At 68.9% G+C, this 26,002-nt stretch carries 10 protein-coding genes; 8 read left to right on the top strand and 2 right to left on the bottom strand.

Annotated elements, in window-relative coordinates; translation table 11 throughout:
• Positions 1 to 21 precede the first annotated feature (21 nt).
• Positions 22 to 2,157, top strand: coding sequence for an ATP-binding protein (locus ACZ42A_RS21510; protein ID WP_468528853.1), 2,136 nt, complete (start codon positions 22 to 24; stop codon positions 2,155 to 2,157).
• Between the two features lie 97 nt (positions 2,158 to 2,254).
• Positions 2,255 to 3,832, top strand: coding sequence for a PucR family transcriptional regulator (locus ACZ42A_RS21505; protein ID WP_468528852.1), 1,578 nt, complete (start codon positions 2,255 to 2,257; stop codon positions 3,830 to 3,832).
• Positions 3,833 to 3,850: 18 nt separating this feature from the next.
• Here ACZ42A_RS21505 and ACZ42A_RS21500 read toward each other — a convergent pair whose 3' ends face one another.
• Positions 3,851 to 5,839 (bottom strand): glycosyltransferase family 2 protein, encoded by a 1,989-nt coding sequence (locus ACZ42A_RS21500; protein WP_468528851.1) that lies wholly within the window; start codon positions 5,837 to 5,839, stop codon positions 3,851 to 3,853.
• Positions 5,840 to 6,259: 420 nt separating this feature from the next.
• Between ACZ42A_RS21500 and ACZ42A_RS21495 the strand changes: the two genes are divergently transcribed.
• The 5 genes from ACZ42A_RS21495 to ACZ42A_RS21475 all read left to right on the top strand — a co-directional run bounded on the left by ACZ42A_RS21495 (position 6,260) and on the right by ACZ42A_RS21475 (position 20,890).
• The gene (locus tag ACZ42A_RS21495; RefSeq protein ID WP_468528850.1) at positions 6,260 to 7,816 is read left to right on the top strand and encodes an integrin alpha; all 1,557 of its coding nucleotides are present in this window, start codon (positions 6,260 to 6,262) and stop codon (positions 7,814 to 7,816) included.
• A gap of 160 nt (positions 7,817 to 7,976) precedes the next feature.
• Positions 7,977 to 11,498, top strand: a complete 3,522-nt coding sequence (locus ACZ42A_RS21490; protein WP_468528849.1) for a LamG-like jellyroll fold domain-containing protein — start codon at positions 7,977 to 7,979, stop codon at positions 11,496 to 11,498.
• A 157-nt stretch (positions 11,499 to 11,655) separates the two neighbouring features.
• A complete protein-coding gene (locus ACZ42A_RS21485) occupies positions 11,656 to 18,435 on the top strand; it encodes a polymorphic toxin-type HINT domain-containing protein (protein WP_468528848.1) in 6,780 nt (2,259 codons plus the stop codon).
• An 11-nt stretch (positions 18,436 to 18,446) separates the two neighbouring features.
• Positions 18,447 to 18,902 (top strand): DUF4240 domain-containing protein, encoded by a 456-nt coding sequence (locus tag ACZ42A_RS21480; RefSeq protein WP_468528847.1) that lies wholly within the window; start codon positions 18,447 to 18,449, stop codon positions 18,900 to 18,902.
• Between the two features lie 542 nt (positions 18,903 to 19,444).
• Positions 19,445 to 20,890 (top strand): aldehyde dehydrogenase family protein, encoded by a 1,446-nt coding sequence (locus ACZ42A_RS21475; RefSeq protein WP_468528846.1) that lies wholly within the window; start codon positions 19,445 to 19,447, stop codon positions 20,888 to 20,890.
• Positions 20,891 to 21,091: 201 nt separating this feature from the next.
• On the opposite strand, the gene ACZ42A_RS21470 is transcribed toward ACZ42A_RS21475, so the two are convergent.
• Positions 21,092 to 23,926, bottom strand: a complete 2,835-nt coding sequence (locus ACZ42A_RS21470) for a glycoside hydrolase family 3 C-terminal domain-containing protein (RefSeq protein WP_468528845.1) — start codon at positions 23,924 to 23,926, stop codon at positions 21,092 to 21,094.
• Positions 23,927 to 24,284: 358 nt separating this feature from the next.
• Between ACZ42A_RS21470 and ACZ42A_RS21465 the strand changes: the two genes are divergently transcribed.
• Positions 24,285 to 25,976, top strand: coding sequence for an extracellular solute-binding protein (locus ACZ42A_RS21465; RefSeq protein ID WP_468528844.1), 1,692 nt, complete (start codon positions 24,285 to 24,287; stop codon positions 25,974 to 25,976).
• The last annotated feature ends 26 nt before the right edge of the window (positions 25,977 to 26,002 follow it).

Genomic DNA, 26,002 nt, shown 5'->3' with positions numbered 1-26,002 from the left:
GCTGGTCAGGGGGCAAGGGCGATGGACAGCGACGGGACCCGGGACGCGCGGGGCACGCATGCCGATCCGGTGCCGCGTCCGGCGCGGCCGCCGGAGGTGCCGGAGACGCCCGCGATGCCCGCGATGCCGCCCCGGCCCCCGGCGGCGCCACCGCTCCCCGACGGCTCCGCCTTCCTGACCTGGCTGCGCACGCCCCGGCCCGAGGCCGCGCCCGGCGTGTGGCGGTTCGGACACCGGCCGCGGCCCGACGAGGAGCCCGAGCTGGTGCCCGGGCGGCAGCTGATCGCCGGGGCGCTGATCGCGTTCCTCGTCGGCTGGCTGATCTGGTCGCTGCTGTGGAACGGCTATCTCGGCGGCTGGTGGCTGCTGCCGCTGTACGCGATGATCCCGGACTCCTGGGCCGAGCCGCACAGCTTCGCCGCCGTCGTGGTCGTCTACGCGTACTACGTGATCGTCGCCCTGATCATCCTGACCGGTGTCGGCCGGCTGGGCCGCTGGGGTGAACTGTGGCGCCGCTACGGCCCGCCCGCCTGGCGCCGCTCCGACACCCAGGCGAACGCGCGCCCGCCCGTCCCGCAGGAGGACCCCGCCGAGTGGCCCGCCCTGCGCGCCGCCGGGGCCGCCGACGCCGCCGACCGGCTCGCCACCGAGGCCCGGCAGGGCCTGATGCGGGACGTCGACCATGCCCGGATCGCCCGCGCCTGGCAGGGCGTGCGCAGCGGCCGGCACAGCCTGGCCACCTTCACCGGCGCCGTCCTGCGGGAGGGCTCCGCCGCCTGCCCGCACCCCTCCGGCGCCCGCGATCTGCCCGGCCGCCAGGCCCGGCACGACCTGCTCACCGGCCAGGTGCGGCTCGGCACCACCGCCGACGACCCCCGCAACCCCTACGCCTACCGCGGCACCGGCCTCGGCCTCGGCCCCGACCTGCTCGGCACCTCGCTGCTCGCCGTCGGCCCGGCCGGCTCCGGCAAGACCGGCAGCCTGATCCGCCCGCTCGCCGAGTCGCTGTGCCTGCACGCGCTGGCCGGACGGGCCGCCGTCGTGGTCGTCGGCGCGGCGGGCACCGGGCTCGGCCCGGCCGACGCCTACGACGTCGTCGTACGCATCGGAAACCCGGAGTCGCTGTACGACCTGGACCTGTACGGCGGTACGACGGACCCCGACGAGGCCGCGGCCATACTGGCCGAAGCCCTGGTGGGCGACCTGGCCGATCCGCACCCCGGCAGCGACAGCCGCCGCTCCACCACCGTCCTCGCCCAGCTCCTCGGCCCGTATCGCGCGGTCCACGGCCGCTTCCCGTCGGTACCCGAACTGCGCGCACTGCTCGACGGGGCGCCGGGCCCGCTGGCCGAGCTGCGCACCGGCCTGGCGGACGCCGGGCAGGAGTCGCTGCTGCGGGAGCTGGACGCGCGGGAGCGCCAGATGGCCCACCCGGGTGACGTCGGCGGGGTCCTGGCCGACCGGATCGCCCTGCTGGACCGGCCGACGTTCGCGGGCTTCTTCGACACGTCCGGCCAGTCCCGGCCGTTCTCCCTCAAGGCCCTCGACCACCCGGTCCGCGTCCGTATCGACCTGCCCGCGCGCGGCCACGCGGACGCCTCACGGATCCTGGCCCGGCTGGTGCTGGCCCAGTTCACGGCGAGCGTGGCGGTCCGCGAGGACCGCTCGCTGTTCGCCTGTCTGATCCTCGACGACGCGACGGGCGTGGTGACACCGGAGGCGGTGCGCGGCATCCAGCGTCTGCGATCGGCGAACGCGGGCGCGGTCCTCACCCTGCGCACCCTGGACGACGTACCGCGCCCGCTGCGCGGCCCGCTCCTCGGCGCCACCGGATGCCTGGTCGCCCTCTCCGGGCTCACCCCCTGGGACGGCCAGGACTTCGCCGAGGTGTGGGGCAAGGAGTGGACCGAGGCGCGCGACGTCACCGACCGGCAGATCATCGCCGAGACCCCTGCCGGGAAGGCCGTGCACATGCTGCGCCGGGTGATCACCGGCAAGGCACCGACCGCGCGCGCGGTGACCGTACGGCAGGTGGAGCGCGAACGCTGGTCCGCGTCCGAGCTGGCGCACGGGGTGCCGCCCGGCCACGCGGTGCTCTCCCTCACCAACGTCAAGGGCGAGCACGCGCCGCCGCTGCTGGTGGACCTGCGGGGGTGAAGCGGCGTCCGGTGACCGTACGGTGAGGCAGAATCGGTATGGGCCGTTCGTACGCGGCGGCCAAAAGATCACCCGCTCCCTCCTTCCTGAAGGCCGCATGCCTCCCACGCTCGCCTCTCTGGTCCACCACTCGGCGCTCAAGCTGACCGTGCGAGCGGGCGGGGACCGCCTGGACGTGCCCGTCCGCTGGGCGCACGTCAGCGAGCTGGCCGACCCCGTTCCGTACATGGAAGGCGGGGAGCTGCTCCTCATCACCGCGCTGAAGCTGGACGCGGAGGACCCCGAGGCCATGCGCCGCTACGTCCGGCGGCTGGTCGGCGCGGGCGTGGTGGGCCTGGGGTTCGCGGTCGGGGTCAACTACGAGGAGATCCCCAAGGCCCTGGTCGACGCGGCGGAGGAAGAGGGCCTGCCGCTCCTGGAGGTCCCGCGCCGCACCCCCTTCCTGGCGATCACCAAGGCGGTCTCGGCGGCCATCGCGGCGGACCAGTACCGCGCGGTGACGGCGGGCTTCGCGGCCCAGCGCGAACTGACGAAACAGGCCCTGAACGACGGCCCCGAGGGCCTGCTCGGCGCACTCGCCGCACAGGTCGACGGCTGGGCGGCGCTCTACGACGCGTCCGGCGCCGTCGTCGCGGCGGCCCCCGACTGGGCCGGCCGCCGCGCCGCCCGCCTCACGGCCGACGTGGAACGCCTCCGCGACCGCCCGGCTCCGGCCAGCTCGGTGGTCGGCGGTCCCGACCACGAGGACCGCGTCGAACTCCACTCGATCGGCACCGGCCGCCGCCCCCGCGCCGCGCTCGCCGTCGGCACGGCGGCGGCCCTCGGCACGGCGGAGCGCTACGCGGTCCACTCGGCCATCGCCCTGCTGACCCTCACGACGGAACGCTCCCGCTCCCTGCACGCGGCCGAGCAGCGGATCGGCGCGGCGGTGCTGCGCATGCTGCTGGCCGGGGAGCCGGATCACGCCCGCGCGGTCGCCGGCGACCTCTACGGCGGCCTCCTGGACGCGCCGTTCCGCGTGCTCGTGGCCGAGGGCGAGGCGGGCGTGTCCGGTCTGGCGGAAGCCGTCGAGGCGGCCGGAGCCCGGGCGGGCGAGGCGGTGCTCGCGGTGCCCGAGGGCGAGCGCCTGGTGGTGCTGGCGGCGGACGGGGGCGCGGCGGTGCACGCCTGCGGCGAGTACGCGGGGGCGCTGGAGGCGGCGCGGAGCAACGGGGGCGTGACGCGGGAACCCTCGGCCGCGGAGGACGACGACCTGGTGATCGGCCTCTCGGCGCCCGCCGGCCCGATCGCCGCCGCAGCCGCGTACAAACAGGCGGAACAGGCCCTGTCGGTGGCCCGCCGCCGAGGCCGCATCCTGGTCGAACACGAACAACTGGCGTCCGGCTCGGTCCTCCCGCTGCTGGCCGACGACGCGGTCAAGGCCTTCGCCGACGGCCTCCTCCGCGCCCTCCACGAACACGACGCCACCGGCCGCGGCGACCTGGTCGCCTCCCTCCGCGCCTGGCTCTCCCGCCACGGCCAGTGGGACGCGGCGGCGGCCGACCTCGGCGTCCACCGCCACACCCTGCGCTACCGGATGCGGCGGGTGGAGGAGATCCTGGGCCGCTCGCTGGACGATCCGGATGTGCGGATGGAGCTGTGGCTGGCGTTGAAGGCGACGGCGGGGGAGCAGTAGCGGGGGAAGCGCCGCGGGTCAGCTCCGCCCACGCGGCCTGATCCGCCCGGCCACGGCCTTCAGCAGCTCGGTCTTCGCGACGTGCAGCGCGAAGCCCTCCCCGCTGTCGGCCACCGGCTTCGCGTACCAGGGCAGACCACGCCGCCGCCACTTGGCCGGGGCCATGTTCGCGGGCAGCTCGGGCAGGGGCAGGGCCCATGGGCCGAGCCGAAGCCGGCCGCGCCAGATGCCGGGCGGCAGCTCCCTGACCGGCACGCGCACGGTGAAGGCGGAGTCGCCGGTGACCTGCCGGACAGGGAACTCGGCCTCTTCGTTCCGCTCGTTCTCGAGGGCGACGACCAGCGCGCCGTCGGGGACGGCGGCGAGAGTGCACCGGCCGCTGACCTCCAGCTCGGCCGGGACGTCCTGGGCCCAGCGGATGCCGCCGAGCTCCAGGTGCGGCAGCAGCTCGTGCTTGTTCTCCCCGAGGTCGAGGGTGAAGTTGCCGTACGGCTTGGTGGCGTAGAGGGTGACGGCCCGCAGCCCGGCGGCGGTGGCGACTGCCAGGGTGGCCGGGGCGCCCGAGACGCCCGCGGCCCGCTTGCTGCCGATACGGACCTCGCGGGTCAGGCCCTGGGCGCCGATGGCGAGGGAGATGTCCCAGAGGCCGTCGGCGAGGGGCTTGCCGTCGGCGGCCGTGGTGATGTCGACGGTCGCTTCGAATCCGGCGAGGTTGTACGTGAAGTACCCCTGGTCCTCGTCGGCGCCGAGGCCGGGGGTGGGCGTGTGCGTGACCGGCAGCCGGTACTCGGTGCCGCTGTCCCGCTCCCGCAGCACCAGTCCGGTGGTGACGCCATGGGTTTCCACGCGGTGGACGTACCCGTGGCCGGCCATGTGCAGCGTGCCGCCGCGCATCTCGGCGCGGGTGACCTGGTGGCGTACGCCGAGCTGGGCGGTGACGTCGTAGCAGACGTCGGGGATGGCGCGGGCGGGGTCGCGGAGGAAGGGATAGCGGGCGAGGGCGCGGCCGTTCTCGACGAGTACGGGGGTCGCCCTCTCGCGGCGGGCCGGATCGGCCTCGAAAGCGACGAGTTCGAGGACTTCGTCGAGCATACGGTGGCGCACCAGGTGCAGCCGGAGCCGGGCCATGGCCGAGAGACGGTCGTTCAGGCCGTCGTGCCAGAGGGGTTCGATGGTGTCCGCGAGCCGCTGCAGCGTCTTCTGCTGTATCTCACGGTCCTCGAAGACGAGATGCTCGCTCAACAGCTGCTCCACCTCGATCGTCAGATGCCGGTGCGCGAGGTGGTCGCGGCGCGGGCCGGGCGGCACGGTGTCGAGGATCATGTCGACCACGCGCGGCATAAAGCGCAGGCGTGCTTCCGAGCCTGAGATCCGCTGGGTGATGTTGCCCTCGTCCTCGCGGTGCACCCAGAACAGGCAGTCGTAGTCGGCGACCACGGAGATCCCGGAGGCGTGCAGATAGGCGGCGCCGACGAACAGCTGGTCCTCCCCGATGGCCAGATCGGTGGGGAACCGCAGCCGGTGCCGCTCCAGCAGATCCCTGCGGAACAGCTTCATCGGGTTGAGCGTCCAGTAGACGCGGGACGAGAAGACGTCGGTCTTCTGCTGGTTCCGCCGAAACATCGACGTGGGGGCGCTGCGCCCGCCGACGCCCACCATCTTGCCGAGCACGATGTCGGTGCCGTTCGCCTCGGCCATGGCCACCATGCGTTCCAGAGCCTCGGGGCCGAGATAGTCGTCGGCATCCAGGAAGAACACGAACCCCCCTCGCGCCAGGTCCAGCCCGGCGTTGCGGGGAGCGGACGGGCCGCCGGAGTTTTCCTGGTGGACGACGTGCAGCAGGCCCGGGTACGCCTCGGCCAGCCGGTCGAGTTCCTCGGCCGTGCCGTCGGTCGAGCCATCGTTCACGACGATGAGCTCCAGTGATTCCCTGCCGATGCTCTGTTCGGCGACGGAATCGATGCAACGCGTCAGATAAGGCATCGCGTTGTACGCGGCAATTACCACCGAAACGGCTGGTCCGGTCACCGTCACGCTCTCCAGAAAATGCCGGGCGACATCCCATTTGCTGGACAGCGTCGATAACGTCGAGCACACGCCATTTGCTTGGGGAAAGTAGCCAGAGGGGCTGTGAACATACCATGACCCGCCCGTGTGCGGGAAGTGAGTACCTAGTGAAGTGGCAGCTCAGTACTGCTTCCAGTCACATGGCTGGAAGGGCGATTTGCCCTGCCTGATGCGGAATAGTGTCATCCGCTTCATTGCCGCACAGAAAGTGCGGGCGCTGATCCGGTGTCTGTGTGTGGCGTGCATTCAAGATTGTGGGCAGGGCTTGACGATCTTTACTGGGCTCGTATTTAGTCTGCGCTTACAACTTTCAAGAGCGCGCCGGGGAGGGCGCGTTCGGGGTGGGAACGAGGGGTGGGTGTGGGCACGCGTACGCGTCTGGCTGGATTCTGCAGCGCGGCAGTGGGCGCCTTTGTGATGGCCGCAGGCATGGTGTCGCTCGGATCGCCGGTGGCGGCCGCAGCTGCCTGTACGGCCGGCACGTCGAGCGACTTCAACGGTGACGGCCTTGTAGACACCGTGATCGGTGACCCGAGCGCGACGGTGAACGGGGCCAAGGGCGCTGGGCTGGTGCGAGTCGTACTCGGCGGAGGCAAGGGTGTCTCGGAGATATCCCAGGCCACTACCGGCATGGTCGCGGCGCCCGAGGCCAACGATAATTTCGGCTTCTCCAGCACGACGTACGACGCCGACGGGGACGGCTGTACCGACCTGGTGATCGGTGCCCCCTACGAGGACGTGACCAAGGACGGAGTGCGGCAGGTCGATGCCGGAGCGGTCTACGTCATCCATGGCACCCCCACCGGCATCGGCGAGGGTTCGAAGGTCGTCGGTTACCACCAGCAGGAACTTGATACCGCTACCTCCACTGAGGCGTACGACTGGTTCGGATACGCGGTGAAGGCCGGTTCCGCGGCCAACGGCTCGCCCTTCCTGGTGGTCGGCGTACCTGGCGAGAACGTCACCGTGGACGGCAAGACGTATCCGGACGCCGGCGCCATCGAGTACATCCAGGGCGCGACGAAGGTCCCGGTAAGTCAGAAGGACCCCGGCGTGCCTGGAAGCGTGGAGGTGAACGACCGCTTCGGTTACTCGCTGGCTGGGACGAATCGCTTCTTCGCAGTGGGTACGCCAGGCGAGGCCATCGGCACCGAGAAGTTCGCGGGAGGCGTCACGGTCTTCAGCCACACCCTCGCCGGTGGCTTCCCGACCCCGCTCGTCGGGCTCGACCAGGACAGCGTCGGAGTCAACGGCGTCGCTGAAGCCGGTGACGCCTTTGGTAGCTCGATCTCCATGACGAGCTACCGGCCCGGCAATGAGACCTACAACTCCGACACTCTGGTAGCGATCGGCAGTCCGGGCGAGGATGTGCAGACGATCGTTGATGCCGGTGGCGCGGCCGTCTACCGCATACAGCCATCTGGGGCTTACACCGAGGTGGCGGCCATCGATGCCGAGCCGGCTGATATCGAGGGAGCCCCCGTCCCAGGCGACTTCCTGGGGCAGCGCGTGACGATCGCCAACACCAACACCAGTGTCGCGACGACTGCGGCCACGGTCCGCCTCGCGGTGGGCATTCCCGGCCGGGACGTCGGATCCGCCAAGGACGCAGGCGCTGTTCATGTCTTCCGCCCTCTGGATACGGTGATCGGCACTTCGGACAAGCTGCTGACTCGTGGATCCGGGCTGCCCGACACGGCCGCGGCCCGGGACTACACCGGCCTGGCCCTGGCATCGGGGTCCAGCAACCTCTACGTCGGCGTCCCCTACAGCAAGGCGGCCGACACCCTCAGGGGCGTGCTCTACGTGCTGCCGTGGTCGGACGTCGACGGGACGACGAGCGCAGGCACGGTCACCTACAAGCCGGGCTCGGGTGGACTGCCTGACCAGGGTGAGTCGTTCGGACGGGTCGGCTGAGCTGGTGAGAAGGAAGCAGAGCACGATGAATCTCCGCATGAGCGGCAGACGCCGCACGGTTGCGGTTGCCACGGCCGTTGCTGCGGTGCTGACCACAGGCGTCTCGGCAACATCACCCGCCGCAGAGCGGGCAGTTGCGACGACGAACGAGTCAAAGCCCGTGTCCGAGGGATCTTCAGCGGTCACCGAGGCCGAAGCGCAGGCCAAAGCCAAGAAGTCCGGCAAGCCGGTCGAGATCCTGCCGCTGCGTGACGAGCGCAGCACCACAGTGGCCAACCCCGACGGCACGTTCACGGTGACCGAGTACGTCCAGCCCATACGCACCCGCAAGAACGGTGAGTGGACGGACATCGACACCACCCTCGTCCAGCAGAAGAACGGTACGTACGCGCCCAAGGCGGCGCTCACCGCCATGTCCTTCTCCGGCGGTGGGACCAAGACGTTCGCCGAGATCGAGAAGGACGGCCACGGGCTGTCACTCGGCTGGCCGGAGAAGCTGCCCAAGCCGAAGATCGACGGGCCGACCGCCACGTATGCGAACGTCATGCCAGGTGTCGACCTCACGGTCACGGCGAGCGCGGAAGGCTTCTCGCACGTGCTGGTGGTCAAGAACGCGAAGGCCGCTGCCAACCCCGACCTGGCCACACTGGCACTGCCCGTCGAAACGACTTCCGTCGATCTCGAGACCAACGCGGCAGGCGGACTCGTCGCCACCAGCAACGGCACGGGTGGGACGATCTTCGAGGCCCCGCAGCCGTTGATGTGGGACTCCGGGAATCACCCGGCGGCTGCTCCCTCCGCCGAGCCGTCCGTATCGCCCCCCGCGTCGGAAGCCGCCGAGACCGAGACCGCCACCCCGCCGGACGGCGCTCAGGTCGCCGATGTCGCGGTGGACGTCGCATCGGGCAGCATGACGCTCGTGCCCGACCAGGACCTGCTGAGGGGCAAGGACACCGTCTATCCGGTGTACATCGATCCGGTGGTCAAGACCGCCAACCGGACTGCCTGGACCATGGTGTCGTCGTATTACTCCGGCGAGTCGTTCTGGAAGTTCTCGGACCACGAGGGCGTAGGCCATTGCCCGGCGGACGTCTCCTACCGTTGTGCGGGCCCGAGTGACGTCAAGCGGCAGTTCTTCGCGATCCCGACCGGCACCTTCGAGGGCAAGGACATCATCGAGGCCGAGTTCGCGGTGACGATGGTGCACACCTACTCCTCCTCGGCGCGAGAGGTGCAGCTGGCCCGGGTCAACAGCACGGGAGCCACGGCGATCAACTCCTCGACGAACTGGAACAACCAGCCTTCGGCCAAGGAGACGATCGCCACCAAGTCGCCCGTCGACGCCGCGGGCACCTGCTCCTCGACCAACCAGAACGTGCGCTTCGGCGTGACGGGCACGGTGCAGAAGGCGGCCGACAACGGCTGGGACACCACGACGTTCCGCCTGAAGGCGGGCAGTGAGTCCGACACGTCGTACTGGAAGCGGTTCTGCGGCAACGCGCATCTTTCGGTGACATACAACAGGCCACCCCTGCAACCGGACCAGGACGCGTTGGGCATGAAGCCCGGTGACACCTGCGAGTACGGCAAGGCGACGAGCCACTACGTGACGAAGCTGCCGAAGGTCACCGCCGTCGTCAAGGACTACGACCACGGTGACGTGGGGTCCCACTCCGAGCAGCTGCAGGCACAGTTCAAGGTCTGGTGGACGCAGTCCGGGCAGGTCGTCACGAAGTACGCGACGACAGGCATCGTGACCTCCCGGGATGTGAGCGACAAGGTCACACAGACAGGACAGGCCAAGTTCTCGTACACCATCGGTTCGGACATCGCCGGGGACGGCGAGGCGGGCTTCTCCATCCCGACGAACACGGTGATCGCCTGGGCGGTCCGCGGCTTCGATCAGCAGTCGTACGGCCCGTGGTCCAGCGACGGCAGTCAGACCCGCTGCGAGTTCATGTACGACCCGACCAAGCCCGATCCTGCCACCATCAACTCGCCTCAGTACCCGGACGACGACGCCTGGCACGTGGGTGTCGGTGACTACGGCAGCTTCACCATGGACTCGCCGTCCGCCGACGTGGTCAAGTACCAGTACCGCTTCACCGGACCTCAAGCGGACAACACGCCGCAGATCAAGGACGCGGCGACGCCTGGTGCCCCTGTGACGATCCGCTGGATGCCACCGAGCGAAGGAGTGTTCTTCCTCCGGGTGACGGCGATCGACGGTGCCGGCAACCCCCAGGAGGGGAGTCCTACCGCCCATGCCTTCATGGTCAGTGACGGCCGCACCCCCGTGGCCGCCTGGACGCTGGGCGACGCGACGGGGTCGGTGAAGGCAGCCGGCAGCAGTGGTGCTCCTGATGCCTCGGCTGGGTCAGGAGTGACCTTCGAGGCCGAAGGACCGCTCGGCGCCACGGACACCGCTGCGTCCTTCGACGGTACGCCGAACGCCTACCTCGACGCGGCGCAGCCGGCCGTGGACACCAGCGGTACCTTCTCCGTCAGCGCCTGGGTGATGCTGCCCTCCCTGCCCGCCGAGAGCGTCACCGTCGTGAGCCAGGACGGCACGGCTCAGCCCGGTTTCGAGCTGGGCTATGACGTGGACTCCGCATCTTGGACCTTCCGTACTCCCGTCAGTGACATCGAGTCTCTGGGGACGTGGAAGGTGTCCGGCGCGGCCGCTGTGCCGGGCAGCTGGACACACCTGATCGGCGTGTACGACGCCGAGGCCGGAAATATGATGCTGTACGTCAACGGCTCTCTCGTCGCCGAGGATGTCGAGTCCCGGCACACGGCGTGGAGCGCCGCCGGAGCCTTGCAGATCGGCCGCAAGTTGTCGCTCGATGGCTACACCAACCACCTCAAGGGAAGTGTCGCCGACGTCAAGCTCCACGACCGAGTGGTGCCGGAGGCCGAAGGACAAGTCCTCGGTGGCATCAAACCCCGCCAGCTCGCGTACTGGGAAGTCGACGAGGCGACGTCAGGCATCTCGCCCGAGGCGGCCGGCGGAACCGGCCTGACTCTCGGCGGTCGGGCGGCCATCTACCAGCCCGACGAGTCGTGCGACGCCTCGATCGACCCGGACTGCCTTCCGCCCGCTGAACCGCTGCGGGGCGGTGGACACCTGGTCCTCAACGGAACCGACGCCTTCGCGACCCGATCAGCCGGCCTTCTCTCGGCGCAGGACAGCTTCACCCTCACCGCTCGCGCGAGGCTGGCCTCCGCGAACCCGGCGGCCGATGGCACCGTGCTGTCGCTCGCGGGCACCCGGGGGAGCGCGATCAAGGTGAAGTACCAGGCGTCCAGCGCCCGGTGGCAAATGGTGGTGACGAGCGCGGACTCCTCGACGCCGGTGACGACGACCGTGCTGGACACCTCCGACGTGCCGAGCTCCGCCGGTGAGGGCGACCACCTCGCACTGGTCTACAACGCTGTGTTCGGTGAGGCCGTGCTGTACGTCAATGGCGTAGCCGTGGCGGAAGCGGCCTGGGGCAGCACCTGGGACTTCCGGACGACGAGCCTCCAGGTCGGCCGGACGTTGACCGGCACCACTGCGAGTGAGTTCTTCGCCGGCGCGGTCGATGAGGTCCGTATGTACCGCGGACCGCTCGACGCTTCCCTGGTAGGCCTCGTGTCCGTGATGCCGGCCGGCTACAGCCTCGACGAAACCGCCGAATAACCGTCCCCACGCATGGTCGGGCGGGCCAAGCCGCCTGCCCGACCATGCGCCTCCGCGCCTTTTCTTCGCATTCCCCTACTCCGCTGGAGATGTCATGTCCTCGCCCTGGTCCCGGTCACGGAGACCGGCCTGGCGCACAGGCCGCCGTCGTGCGGCGGTGCTCCTCGGGCTGGCGCTGTCCGTAGGACTCCTGCCGCAGCACGTTCCCGCCGCCGCGGCCGATGGTGGCCTCGACAGGCCGAAAACTCAGACAGAGCTGGATGATCCGGTTCGGGGCAGGAAGGTCAAACCCAAGGCGCTCACCAGGGTCGACGAGGCCCAGAAGGCCGCGGTAAAGGAAGCCGACGAGGCACTCTGGCCGGAGCCGGGCAGCGCCGAAGTCACCCTCTCCGACAAGGCGGTTAGGGCGAAGGGCCTGCCGGTTACGGCGAAGGCCGTGGGCGGCAGCAAGGGCGCAGCCTCCGTACGCCTCGAAGTTCTCGACCGCAAGGCGGCTACGGCCGCGGGCATCGACGGCCTCCTCTTCACCGTGGCGCGCACGGACGGCGAGAGCGCCAAGGGCCCGGCCCGCGTGTCCCTGGACTACTCCGGTTTCGCCGACGCCTACGGCGGCAACTACGGTTCCCGGCTCCGGATCGCCCAGTACCCGCAGTGCGTGCTGACGACCCCGCGCAAGAAGGGCTGCTCCACGCCGACGTACCTGGACAGCAGCAACAACGCTGCCGAGCAGATCCTGACCGCCACGGTCGACGCTGCCGGCGACACGTCCGGCACCTCAGCTCAGCTGATGCGTACCGCGGGCTCCACCGCATCCTCTGCCACTGTGCTCGCCGCCACCGCCGGAAGCGGCGGCGATGGTGGCGACTACACGGCCACCAGCCTCTCACCGTCCTCACAGTGGGGCGTGGACACCTCATCGGGCGCCTTCACCTGGAGCTACCCGATCACCGCGCCACCCGTCCCCGGCGGCTTGCAGCCCACGATCGGGCTCAGCTACAACTCCCAGTCGATCGACGGCCAGACCGCCACGACCAACAACCAGGGCTCTTGGATCGGGCAGGGGTTCTCCTACGACACCGGCTACATCGAGCGTCGGTACAAGCCGTGTGCCGAGGACGGTCATGCCGAGACGTACGGCGACCAGTGCTGGGGGTACGACAACGCCACACTCGTCCTGGCCGGCGGTACGTCCGGCGAGATCATCAAAGACGACACCACCGGCAAGTGGCGGCTCAGCAGCGATGACAACTCGAAGATCGAGAAGCTGACCGGCGCCGTCAACGGCGACGACGGCGACACTGATGACAAGGGTGAGTACTGGAAGGTCACCACGTCCGACGGGACCCAGTACTTCTTCGGGCTGAACCAGCTGCCCGGGTACGCCAGCGGCAACGAGGAGACCAATTCGACCTGGACCGTCCCCGTGTACGGCGACGACTCCGGCGAGCCCTGCTACAACGCCACGTTCGGCGACGCGTATTGCACCCAGGCCTGGCGTTGGAACCTCGACCACGTCGTGGACCCGCACGGCAACGTCATGTCGCTCTACTACGGCACCGAGACGAACCACTACACCCAGGGCCTGAAGACCACCGAGAACGGCAAGCCGTACATTCGCGGCGGCTACCTCAAGCGGATCGACTACGGTCAGCGCGCCGGCAAGGTGTACTCCACCCAGCCCTCCGCCCGCGTCCTCTTCACGACCGCCGAGCGCTGCATCGGGGCCGCCACCGACTGCGAGCCGGGCGACCTCACCGACGCGACGGCCGCCAACTGGCCGGACGTCCCCTGGGACCAGAACTGCAAGGCCGACACGAAGTGCGTCGGCCAGAACTCCCCGACCTTCTGGACCCGCAAGCAGCTCGACAAGATCACCACGCAGGTCCGGACGGGCGAGACGACGTTCAGCGCGGTCGACGAGTGGACTCTCGGGCACGAGTTCGTCGACAACGGGGACGGCTCGAAGTCGCTGTGGCTCAAGAGCGTCGACCACGTCGGCAAGGTGGGCACGGACGTGTCCGTCCCGTCGGTCAAGCTGAACGGCATCCAACTACCCAACCGAGTCGACGAGTCCGGCGACAACATCCAGAAGTTCTACCGCTTCCGCCTCGCGGGGGTGGAGAACGAGACCGGCGGCGTACTCAGCGTCCGGTACGCCGACAAGCAGTGCACCCCGAGCTCTCTGCCGGCCGAGGACTCGTCCAAGGTCCGCTGCTTCCCGGTGAAGTGGAATCCGCCGGGCGCGGAGGACCCGATCCTCGACTGGTTCCACAAGTACGTCGTCGACTCCGTCCTCGAGCAGGATCTCACCGGTCACACCGACGACCAGGTCACTTCGTACACGTACATGGGGGACGCCGGCTGGCGGAAGACGAAAGCCGACGGCATCACCAAGAACGAGTACCGGACCTGGGGCGACTGGCGCGGCTATGGCAAGGTGCGCGTCGAGACCTCGGACGGCACCAACTCCGCCTCCAACACCAAAACGGACCACATCTTCTTCCGCGGCCTGCACGGAGATGTGGACGCCGACGGCACCACCCGGTCGGCCAGCGTGACCGCCTCCACCGGCACCTCTTATGAGGACACGGACTGGAAGGCCGGCTTCGAGCTGGAGACGATCACTTACAACGGCGCGGACGTCATCAAGAAGTCCATCACCGAGCCCTGGACCCAGGCGACAGCGACTCGCGTGAAGGACTGGGGTACGTCCAAGGCGCGCTTCATCGGTACCGGCACCACCAACACATACACCGCGCTGATGGGCGGCCAGTGGCGCAACACCCGCTCGGAGACGAAGTACGATCCCGCGACCGGACGGGTGATACAGGTCAACGACGTCGGCGAGGTCGGTGTCAGCGACAACCAGTGCACCCGCACCGAGTACGCGGACAGCGCGGACCGGCACATGTACTCGTACGTGTCCCGCGTCGAGAAGGTCGCCGTGGACTGTGCCACGACGCCGGACCGCAAGACCCAGGTCATCTCCGATGACCTGACGTACTACGACGGCTCGACCACCCTGGGCGCGGCGCCGACCAAGGGTGACTCCACCACGACCAAGCGGCTCAAGTCGCACGACGGCACCGCGGCGACGTACCAGACGACCGCCGTTACGACCTACGACGACTACGGCCGTCCGCTGGTGGTCAAGGACGCGCAGACCGCGGCTTCCTCGACGGCGTACACCTCCTCGACGACGTATACGGACACCTACGGCCTGGCGACCAAGGCGACGGTCACCAACACCCTGGGATGGACGACCTCAACGGAGTACGCCCCCCACCGGGGTCTGCCGATCGTCAAGATCGACCAGAACGGCAAGAGGACGGAGCTGGCCTACGACGGCCTGGGCCGCCTGACATCGGTCTGGCTGCCGGACCGGATCGGTCTCACGCCGTCCATCCGGTACGACTACCTGCTCCGGGGCAGCGTGGGCCCGACCGCCATACAGACCCGGAAGATCGAGAACGATGGCGCGTCGTACCACAGCGAATGGACGCTCTACGACGGTTTCCTGAGGCCTCGTCAGGAACAGACGGAGGGCCCGGGCGGCGGAAGCCTGATCGCCGACACCCTCTATGACGGTTCCGGTCGCGTCGTCACGGTCAACGACACCTACTACGCCGCCGTCGCCCCGACCTCAACGCTCTTCGAGCCGGCCAACTCCGACCTCGACGCGCAGACAGTGACGCAGTACGACGGAGCCGGCCGCGCGACGGCCTCCATCTTCATGGTTCAGGGCACGGAGAAGTACCGGACGACGTACGCGCATGGTGGTGACCGCGTCACCACCACGCCGCCTGCCGGCGGCACGAAGACGACGGTGGTGAACAACGCCCGCGACCAGGTCACCACGCAGATCCAGTATCCGGTCGGCGGCTCCGCCGTGACCACTCTGTACGGCTACACGCCCGCGGGTCAGCTGGAAAAGGTCACCGACGACAAGGGCAACGTCTGGCGCTACGGCTACGACCAGATGGGCCGAAAGACCACCGCTGTCGACCCGGACACCGGCACGTCGACGTTCACCTACGACGTCATGGACCGCCAGACCTCGGTCACGGTCAACGGCCAGAAGACGTCGACGACTTACGACGCCCTGGGCCGTGCTGTGGGGACCTGGGACGGTGAGGCGGACACCGGCACACGGCTCTCACTGACCCGATACGACACGGTGTACAAGGGCGAGCTGTTCGGCGTCTACACCTACAAGAACGGCGCCGTCTACTCGGCGGTCACCTATCCGACGCTGGACCCCGACAACGACTACAAGCCGACCCTCACGCGGTACGCGCTGTCGAAGACGGCCGAGCCGGAACTGGGTGGCACGTACGAGTTCAACACCCAGTACAACCGCGACGGCACGGTGCAGGGCCAGGGACTCCCGGCAGCGGGTGACCTGTCGGCCGAGGCGCTGTCGTTCGCCTACGACGATCTGCAGCGCCCCGTGGGCATCAGCTCTTCACTTGGCGGCGGGAAGTACGTCACGGACGCCTCGTACTCGCCGACGTCCGACCTGGAGCAGGTCGAGCTGCACACGGGTGCCGCGTCCGCGAAGAAGACCTGGATCACGAACAGCTACGAGCAAGGCACACACCGCCTGACCAACTCACGGGTGGACGTCGAGGGAGCGGCGAGCGTCGCGTATGACGCGAACTACACCTACGACGCGATCGGCAACATCCAGTCGATCGCCGACACCCCGACCGGCGGCACAAGTGACATCCAGTGCTTCGAGCACGACGGTCTGCGGCGTCTGACGGAGGCGTGGACATCGTCCGCGTCGTCCAACGGAGCCATGGGCACCGGACCCACCGACGCCTCGTGCGCCTCCGGGGCCTCGACCGCCACGGTCGGCGGGGTTTCCCCTTACTGGACGGAGTACGGCTACGACTCCATCGGCAACCGCACCAGCGAGGTGCGGCACGGCCTGAACGGCGCTGCCACGACCACCCGCTCCTACGCCTACAGCACCGGCGCCGGCCCCAACGGCACGGACTCCGGCCCGCACACCGTGTCGTCGGTGACCGACACGACCACCGCGACGCCCACCACACCGGAGATCACCTCCCGGGACACCTACACCTACGACGCCTCCGGCAACACGCGGACCCGCGTGCTCAGCGGCGACACCCAGACCCTCGAGTGGGACCGGCAGGGTGAGCTGACGAAGGTCGCCAACGCCGACGGAACCACGACGTCGTACAAGTACGACGCGGCGGGCGAGCGAATCCTCAGGGAGACCTCCGGCGAGAAGACGTTCTACCTCCCGGGCATGGAGCTGCGCCTGGACAAGGCGACGTCCAAGGTGACCGCGACCCGCTACTACCAGTTCGGCAACCTGACCATCGCCATGCGGGACGCGACCGGCGTCCACTACCTGGCGTCGGACCACCAGGGCTCCGCCGAACTGGCGATCAAGCCCGCGACAGGCGAGACCACCCGCCGCCGCATGGACGCCTTCGGCAACCCACGCGACGAGGCCACCTCCACGTCCTCCGGCTGGGTGAACGACAAGGGCTTCGTGGGCGGCACGATCCAGAAGTCCACGGGCCTGACGACGCTGGGCGCGCGGGAGTACGACGCTGACACGGGCCGTTTCCTCTCCGCCGACCCGCTGATCGATTTCAACGACCCGCAGCAGATCAACGGCTACGCCTACGCCAACAACAGCCCGGTCACGATGAGCGACCCGGACGGGCTGATGGTCTGTCTGGAGGGCGTGGGCTGTGGCGGCATCTCCTCCGTCCAGGAGATGGCCAAGAAGCACCAGCAGATGGGCAGCCCGGCCACCTCGGTGACCATGTCGCCGGCGGAGGCGGAGGCCCAGATGGCCCGGGATCAGCAGGAGGCCGCGAAGCGGCGGGCCATGAAGATCGCCGAGGAACTCGCGGACATCGTTGCGGAGGAACTGGGGATCAAGGATGCGCTCGACTGCTTCACCACGGGCGCGCTGGGCTCGTGTGGCGAGACAGCGCTCAACATCGTCTCCTCGTTCCTGGGAGGCGGCCCACTCGCGAGACTGTTCGGCAAGTACTGGGACGAGGGGGACAAAGCTCTTGCTCTGGGCAAGCGCATTTGGAACCTGGGGGACGATCTCCTCGACACGTTCAACGACTGGCGCAGGGCACGCAGCGAGGCGAAGCGGCTCAGGCAAATAGCGGATTCATGCTCCAGTAAGAAGGGCAGCAACAGTTTCACGCCCAAGACGCGTGTGCTGATGGCCGACGGCACAACCAAAAAAATTGAAGATGTCGACATCGGTGACAAAGTCTTGGCCACAGACCCGGAGACGGGTGAAACGCAGGCTGAGACGGTCACGGCCGAGATCAAGGGCAGAGGCGTCAAGCACCTTGTCAAGGTGACGATCGACCTGGATGGCGCTCGAGGAGGGTCCGCTGCTTCCGTGGAGGCCACCGACGGACACCCGTTCTGGGTGCCTGAGTTGGGGGAGTGGATCGACGCCACCGACCTGAGCTCCGGCCAGTGGCTCCGCACCGCCGCCGGCACGCACGTGCAGGTCACTGCAGTTGCACGCTGGGTGGCTCTGGACGCTGAGGTGTACAACCTCACTGTTGGCGACCTGCACACGTACTATGTGCTGGCGGGGGCGACGCCGGTCCTCGTCCACAACTGCGGCAAGAATCAAGGTGTCTACGAGTTTCCGGATCAGTGGAACCCCGGGAAGACGTACGTCGGCAAGACGCTGAACTTCAAGAACAGGCTCAGGGATCACCTTGATAGTGGGCGGTTGAAGAGCCTCGATGACGTGAAGTGCACGCACGTATGCGGCACGGAAGACGACGTCTTCATCGCTGAGCACCTCCGTATGGAGGAATTGAAGCGCCAGGGGGTTCAGCTGGGTAACGACATCACTTCGCCCGGTAAGAAGAAGCTGCAACAAAGAGGCTTCCAGCAATTGGAGCTCTGGTAAGGGTGCATCGCGTGATCGACTTCTGGCGCATTATCGGTTCGAATTCCGTGCAAACTGGGGACGACGTGCGGTCGGCTCTCGATCGGGTGTCTCGGAGGCTTGACAAGCTGGATCCGGCCGATCTGATCAAGTTTTCTGAAAAGCTGCGCGAGGCTCTTCATGGGATGGATAGGCGGGAACTTGCGGAAGTGCCGGTGGTGCTTGCGGGCGGCTTGGAGCTGCCGCAAACCAGCGACCACTTCCTGTATGCGCGCTGCGCATGCATTTTGGCTGGCAAGGAAGCGTACGATGCAGCCTTGAGGGTGAGGTCGGAGTTTGCGCATTTCGTCAGGCCGCTTTTTCAGGCTGCCGAGGGGCTTCTCTATCTCGCTCCTGGCGTTTACGAGAAGAAAGTCGGCAGCAAAATGGTGATGACCAGCGGGTTCTCCATCGAATCAATGTCGAATGTGCAGGGGTGGACGGAATAGTCCTATAATGAATGGCGTTGCTTGCAAGCGCACCAGTGGCTTGCGTGCACGCGGCTCAGTGTTCCCCGAGGTGCTTTGACGGCAACGCGCGGGCCGAACCCGGACGACTCCACGAGTCTTCTCCCGGGGGCTTCGAGCGCTGCGCATTCCCGCCTTCCGTCGGGATGTGGAAGTGGATTTCGCTTAGCGAGTCCTCCGTGTGCCCGGCGGAATTGCATGGGTTTTTTCGATGAGTGTTTCAAGCATGCCTTGCAGAGCTTCTGCTGTGCGGGGATGGTGCGGTCGTCGAATTTACGCACTATCTTCAAGATGCGCTGATTCGGATCGCTTGGGCTGCCGCGGCCGTCCTGTCTGTTTGACTGGAAGTGAGGATCTTCTTTGCGCGGCTGGTGGCAGTGTCCATGGAGGTTCACTGGTCCAAACCGGCGCACCCCCACCCCCCACCACTACGTTTCGGACAAGCCCCCCACCGCCCCTCCGCCCCTACCGTGGACCCGACAGGCAACAAACACCCCCAACGCGGAAGGGCACGGGCTACGACCATGACCTCCACCCACGCCTTCTGGCTCGCCGGCCGTCCGGTCACCGGTGAGAGCACCTTTGATGTCAACTCGCCGTGGGACGGTCGGCTCGTCGGTCAGGTCAGCGTGCCGACCGACGCGCAGGTCGAGGAGGCCGTGGCCGCCGCGTACGCCGTGCGGGACGAGTTCGCCGCCACGCCCGCGCATGTGCGTGCCGCCGCCCTCGACCACGTCAGCAAGCGGCTCGTCGAGCGCACCGAGGAGATCGCGCGGCTGATCTCCGCCGAGAACGGCAAGCCGATCAAGTGGGCCCGCGGTGAGGTCGGCCGTGCGGTCTCCGTGTTCCGGTTCGCGGCCGAGGAGGCCCGCCGGTTCAACGGCGGCGAGGCGCAGCGCCTCGACACCGACCTCGGCGGCCAGGGCCGGCTCGCGCTCACCCGGCGCTTCCCGAAGGGCGTCGTGCTCGGCATCGCGCCGTTCAACTTCCCGCTGAACCTGTGCGCCCACAAGGTGGCTCCCGCCATCGCCGCCGGTGCGCCGATCATCCTGAAGCCCGCGCCCGCCACCCCGCTCTCCGGCCTCATCCTCGGTGAGCTGCTGGCCGAGACCGAGCTGCCGGCCGGCTCCTGGAGCATCCTGACGGTGCCCAACGACCGGATGCCCGCCCTCGTCCAGGACGAGCGCCTGCCGGTGATCTCCTTCACCGGCTCCGACAAGGTCGGCTACGCGATCATGGACTCGGTGCCGCGCAAGCACTGCACCCTGGAGCTGGGCGGCAACGGCGCGGCCGTCGTGCTGGCCGACTGGGCGAGCGACGAGGACCTGGACTGGGCCGCGAACCGCATCGCGACCTTCTCCAACTACCAGGGCGGCCAGTCCTGCATCTCCGTGCAGCGCGTGATCGCCGACGCCTCCGTCTACGACCGGCTGCTGCCGCGTATCGTCGCCGCCGTCGAGGCCCAGGTCACCGGTGACCCGAGCGACGACGCCACCGACGTCGGCCCGCTGGTCAGCGAGGACGCCGCCAAGCGCGTCGAGTCCTGGGTGGACGAGGCCGTGGCGGCCGGTGCCAAGCTGCTCGCCGGCGGCAAGCGCGACGGCGCCTCCTACGCCCCCACCGTCCTCACCGACGTCCCGGCCGACGTGACGATCGCCTGCGAGGAGGTCTTCGGGCCGGTCCTCACCGTGCAGAAGGTGGACGGCGAGGCCGAGGCCTTCGCCGCTGTCAACGACTCCAAGTTCGGCCTCCAGGCGGGCGTGTTCACCCACGACGTCCAGACCGCCTTCCGCGCCCACCGCGCCCTCGAGGTCGGCGGCGTGGTCATCGGTGACGTCCCCTCCTACCGTGCCGACCAGATGCCGTACGGCGGCGCCAAGCAGTCCGGCGTGGGCCGCGAGGGCGTGAAGTTCGCCATGGACGACTACACCTACGAGCGGGTGCTCGTCCTCACCGGTCTCGCTCTCTGACCGAGACGCGGAACAGGCCGACGGCCGGAGCCCACTGTGCGGGGGCTCCGGCCGTTGTCATCTCCGTCCCGTCCGCCGCTGGCTAATGGGAACCATTTTCAGGTAGAGTCGTCGGTGACGCGAGTTCGCCGTCCCGAAGGGGCCCGGCACCGATGCCTTCCGGTGCCGGGCCCCTTCCCTGTGTCGGCCTGGTCCGGACCCTCAACCGGAGAAGCCGACGTGCGCGAGCCGCAGTGGGCCGCGCAGTCTGAGGTGGACGTCGTGGACGCCCTCGGCGACCAGCTCGGCGGTCACCCTCGTGTAGTCGTACGGGCCGGACGTCGGGGTGGCCGGCGTCAGTGTGGCCAGCACCGGGCCGCCGTCCAGGGACAGCTCGACCGAGCCGCCCTCGCCCGCCACCTCGACGGTCACCTCCGTGACACCCGGGCCGAAGTCGCAGTTGCGGTAGAGCAGTTCGGCGAGGTCGGCCGCCGGTGTCACCGCGTCGCCCGACACCTTCGTCCGGTCCACGATCCGCGTGCCGCTCTGCTCGTCGAAGTCCGCCGCGTCCAGGCCGCGGGACACCACCGCGCGCGGTGCCGCGGGGTCGCCTTCCAGTGTCACCGTCGTCCGCAGACGGATGTCCTCCGAGGACGCGCCGACCAGCAGGTCGTACGGGCCCGACTCAAGGCGCCATCCGCCCCGGGACACGTCCCAGAACGCGAAGGCGGACAGCGGGACGTCGAAGGACAGGTCCTTCGTCTCGCCCGGCGCCAGTGTGATCCGGGTGTGGTCCAGCAGCTGACGGCGGGGCCGGACCACCGACGGGTCCGCCGCCCGGGTGTACAGCTGCGCGACCTCGTCCGCCGCCACCGAGCTGGTGTTGGTGACCGAGAAGGAGACGCGCACCGCACCGTCCTCGACCCGGGCCGCCAGGTCGCCGTACGCGAACCGGGCGTACGACAGGCCGTGGCCGAAGGGGAACAGGGGCGTGCCCTCGAAATAGAGATACGTCTGGCGGCTGCCGATGACGTCGTAATCGAGCAGGTCGGGGAGGTCGGCGTCGTCCGCGTACCAGGTCTGCGGGAGGCGGCCCGCGGGGGAGACGTCGCCGGCGAGGACCCGGGCCAGGGCGGTGCCCGCGGCCTGGCCGCCGTGTGCGGTCCACAGCATCGCCGGGAGCGTGGTGGGGGTGACCGCGTAGGGGTATGCCGACACCAGCGCCAGCACCGTGTTCGGGTTGGCGGTGCGGGCGGCGCGCAGCAGGCGCTGCTGGTGTGCCGGGAGCTTCAGGGTCGTACGGTCCTCGGTCTCGCGGCCGTTGAGGTGCGGGTCGTTGCCCGCGACCACCACGACCACGTCCGCCCCGGCCGCGACCCGCGTCACCGCGTCCTCGCCGCGCTCCGCGACCTCCAGCGCGAAGACCGCCGGGGTTTCCGACCCGGACGCGGCAACCTTCACGCCGTCCGCGGCGACACAGACGTGGTGCCCCGTACCCAAGTGCCGTAGGAGGTGGCCGTTCTGGTGGGGTTCGAGGCGGAACGTCTCCTGGACCACCCAACCGCCGGGCTGGTCCGCGGAGGCGCGGACGTAGCCGTCCTCGGCGACGGAGAGATAGCGGCCGTCGGGTGCGCGGAAGGTCAGCACGTCCTCGCCCCAGTCGACCAGGGCCAGTTCGGTGCCGGCGGCGTCGGTGGTGAGCGGCGGCAGGTCGGTGCGGCCCGCGAGCAGCGCCGGGTCGAGCGCGCCCTCGGCGCCGCGTGCCCGGTCGGCGGCTTCCTCGGCCGGCGGCACGTGGAGATACGTTCCCTCGGCCGTCCTGAGGCGGACCCGGTCCACGCCCTCCGCGAAGGTCACCCGCTCGGCGCCGAACCGCTCGTACAGGCCCTCCAGCGGGGTGGAGCGGTGGATCAGCGTGCCGCTGTACCAGTCGAGCTTGCACTCGTCGGCGAGCAGGCCGACGACGGCGATCCGGGTGCCGGGGGCGAGGGGGAGCAGGCCGTCGTTCTTGAGCAGGACGATCGACTGTTCCGCCGCCTCCCGGGCGAGTGTCCGGTGCTCGGTGGTGTCGAAGGCGCCCGCATCCCGGTGGTCGTCGAACTCGCCGAGACGGAAGCGGACGGAGAGCTGACGGCGGACCGCCGTGTCGATGTCCGCCTCGGTCAGCAGGCCCCGCTCCAGGGCCCCGCGGACCCGCGCGACGATCTTCGAGCTGTCGGTGCCGTGGTCGGTGAAGCTGTCCACGCCGGCCAGCAGGGCCGCCGCGGTCGCCTCCTCGTGGGTGTCGAAGTAGTGCTCGGAGTCGACCAGGTTGGACGGCGCGCCCGCGTCCGAGCAGACCAGCAGGTCCTCGTCCGTCCAGGCGCGCAGCTGCTCGCGCAGATACGGGGAGACGTGATTGGGGCGGCCGTTGACCAGGTTGTACGCCGGCATCACCCCGGCGACCGCGCCCGCCTCGACGGTGTCGCGGAAGGCCCGCAGGTCGTACTCGTGCAGCACGCGCGGGCGCACCGAGGACGAGGAGGTGTCCCGGTCGGTCTCGTTGTTGTGCGCGAGCCAGTGCTTGAGGACCGGGGCCGTGCGCCAGTACGTCGGGTGGTCGCCGCGCAGGCCGCGGGTGTAGGCGGTGGCGATCGCCGAGGTCAGGCGGGGGTCCTCGGAGTAGCCCTCCTCGTTACGGCCCCACAGCGGATGGCGCAGCAGGTTCACCGTCGGCGCCCACACGTTGAGGCCGACGCGCTCGTCGCGGGCCCGCATCGCGCGGATCTCCCGCGACACCGCCTCGCCGACCCGGCGCACCAGCTCCGGGTTCCACGTCGCGCCGAGGCCCACCGCCTGCGGGAAGACGGTCGCCGGGCCCATCCAGGCCACGCCGTGCAGGGCCTCCTGGCCGGTGCGGAAGGCGGCGATGCCGAGGCGCTCCACGGCGGGCGTGAACTGATGCAGGAAGGAGATCTTCTCGTCGAGGGTGAGCCGCGCCAGCAGGTCGTCGATGCGCTTCGCGAACGACAGGTGCCGATCGCGGAAAGGCGGCGTAGGCGGCGTTTGTGCGGTCACGTGGGGTTCCCCTCGGGATGGAGCGACGAGGCGCTTTCGAAGCGCTTCGATGCTCATTCGCCCCACGGCCGGGTGTCAAGACATCGCGGGGCAACAACTCCGTCACCCCAGCGACAAATCAAGGGATGTAAGAGTCCCGTCGAAGGACTGCGGCCGCTCCCACACCGCCGAGGAATCTTGGAGACGACCCTTGTGCACCCCCGGGGGTTCACTTAACCTCGCAGCAACATCGAAGCGCTTCGACGAGCATCCGCTTCAGAAGTCGAAGGAACGCTTCTGCTCAGCCAGTTCCACTCAAGACACCGCAGCCGACGGCCCCACCGCCGGGTGTCCTGGTGCGCCACGAAGGGTTGACGCAATGACGCCGAACGCCGCTTCCGCCTCCTCCGGACCGAGCCGGAGAAGCTTCCTCGCCTCCACGGCGGTCGCCACCGCAGCGGTGGCCGGGGGGATGCCGCTGCTCTCCGCCTGTGGCGGTTCGGAGAGCGGTTCGCGCGAGGGAACCACGTCGGGCAAGGACGCGAAGAAGATCCTCCCGGCCTTTGTGGCGAGCGGCGTGGTGACGCCGGACATCCCGTCGAAGAACGGCTCCGCGGCCGGCTTCACCAGCAAGCTGGACCTGGCCGGCCTGAAGACGTCGGTTCCCAAGAAGCTCGGCAAGGGTGGCAAGGTCACCATCATGTCGCCGTTCTGGGGCTCGCCGCCGAAGCAGAACAACGCCTACTACAAGGCGATGAACGACCTGATCGGCGTCGACGTCGTCTGGCAGAACCAGGACGGCAACACCTACGACCAGAAGCTCGGCGCCGTCCTCGCCTCCAGCGACGTCCCGGACGTGGTGGTCGTCCCCGGCTGGAACATGGGCGGCAAGATACCCAGCGCCATCATCAGCAAGTTCGCCGACCTCGGGCCCTACCTCTCCGGGGACGCGGTCAAGGAGTACCCGAACCTCGCCGCGATCCCGACGGAGGCCTGGCAGCGCTCCATCTTCGGCGGCAAGCTGCGCGGCCTGCCGATGCCGGCGCCGTCCGCCCCCAGCATGGTGCCCCTGTACCGGCAGGACATCTTCGACAAGGAGGGCTACGAGGTCCCCAAGTCCTGCGACGAGTTCATGGCCCTGGCCAAGGAGATCACCAACGCCAAGGCCAAGCGGTGGGCGTGCCTGGACATGAAGTGGACCGCCTTCCAGGCCTTCGGAGTGCTCTCGGGCGCCGAGAAGCCGCTCGGCTGGAACCTGGTCGACGGCAAGCTCGTCAACCGCATCGAGACCGAGGAGTTCCTCGAGGCGCTGGAGTGGTCCCGCAAGCTCTTCGCCGCCGGGGTCGTCCACCCCGACTCCGGGATGGGCAAGAACGCCCCTGACCCGGGCCCCAAGTTCGCGGCGGGCGAGTTCCTGATCTACCCCAACAACATCTCCCAGTGGTGGGGTCGCACCGCCGAACAGGCCACCCAGAACCCGGACTTCAAGATCTGGGGCATGGACGTCTGGGGCCACGACGGCGGCAACCCCACCCTGTGGGCCGAACAGCCCGCCGGCATCTTCGCCTTCGTCAACAAGAAGGCCTCCGAGTCGGTCATCCGCGACGTGCTGGCCGTCGCCAACGTCACCGCGGCGCCGTACGGCACCAAGGAGTACATGATGACCAACTACGGTGTCGAAGGCACCCACTACACCGTCAAGGACGGCGTGCCCACCAAGACGGACCAGGGCAACATCGAGGTGATGAACGCCTACGTCATGGTCGCGAGCCCCGCCGCGACCCTCGCGCACCCCGACTTCCCCGAGGTCGCCAAGGGCCAGGTCGAGTGGCAGCAGCGGATGGGCGCATTCGCCAAGAAGTCCTCTTTCTGGGGCATGCAGATCACCGAGCCCGCCCGGTACACCAACCTCCAGAACGACGCCGAGCAGCTCGAGGACGACATCGTCCGCGGCCGCAAGAAGATCAGCGACATGCAGCAGTTCGTCTCCGACTGGAAGAGCAAGGGCGGGGACAAGCTGCGCGACTGGTACCAGAAGATCCTCGACGAGAACGGCTCGGCGGCCGGCTGACCAGGCTCTGAGGCAAGGAGAACGGC

The sequence above is a fragment of the Streptomyces sp. NPDC030838 genome (assembly GCF_055572035.1).
The sequence above is the reverse complement of the archived record's forward strand: the minus strand, read 5'-3'. Positions and strand labels throughout refer to the sequence as shown.

Bases quoted from the DNA above. Each gene is read 5' to 3' on its own strand.
- ACZ42A_RS21510 (WP_468528853.1), top strand. From the start codon at position 22: ATGGACAGCGACGGGACCCGGGACGCGCGGGGCACGCATGCCGATCCG.
- ACZ42A_RS21465 (WP_468528844.1), top strand. From the start codon at position 24,285: ATGACGCCGAACGCCGCTTCCGCCTCCTCCGGACCGAGCCGGAGAAGC.
- ACZ42A_RS21475 (WP_468528846.1), top strand. From the start codon at position 19,445: ATGACCTCCACCCACGCCTTCTGGCTCGCCGGCCGTCCGGTCACCGGT.
- ACZ42A_RS21505 (WP_468528852.1), top strand. From the start codon at position 2,255: ATGCCTCCCACGCTCGCCTCTCTGGTCCACCACTCGGCGCTCAAGCTG.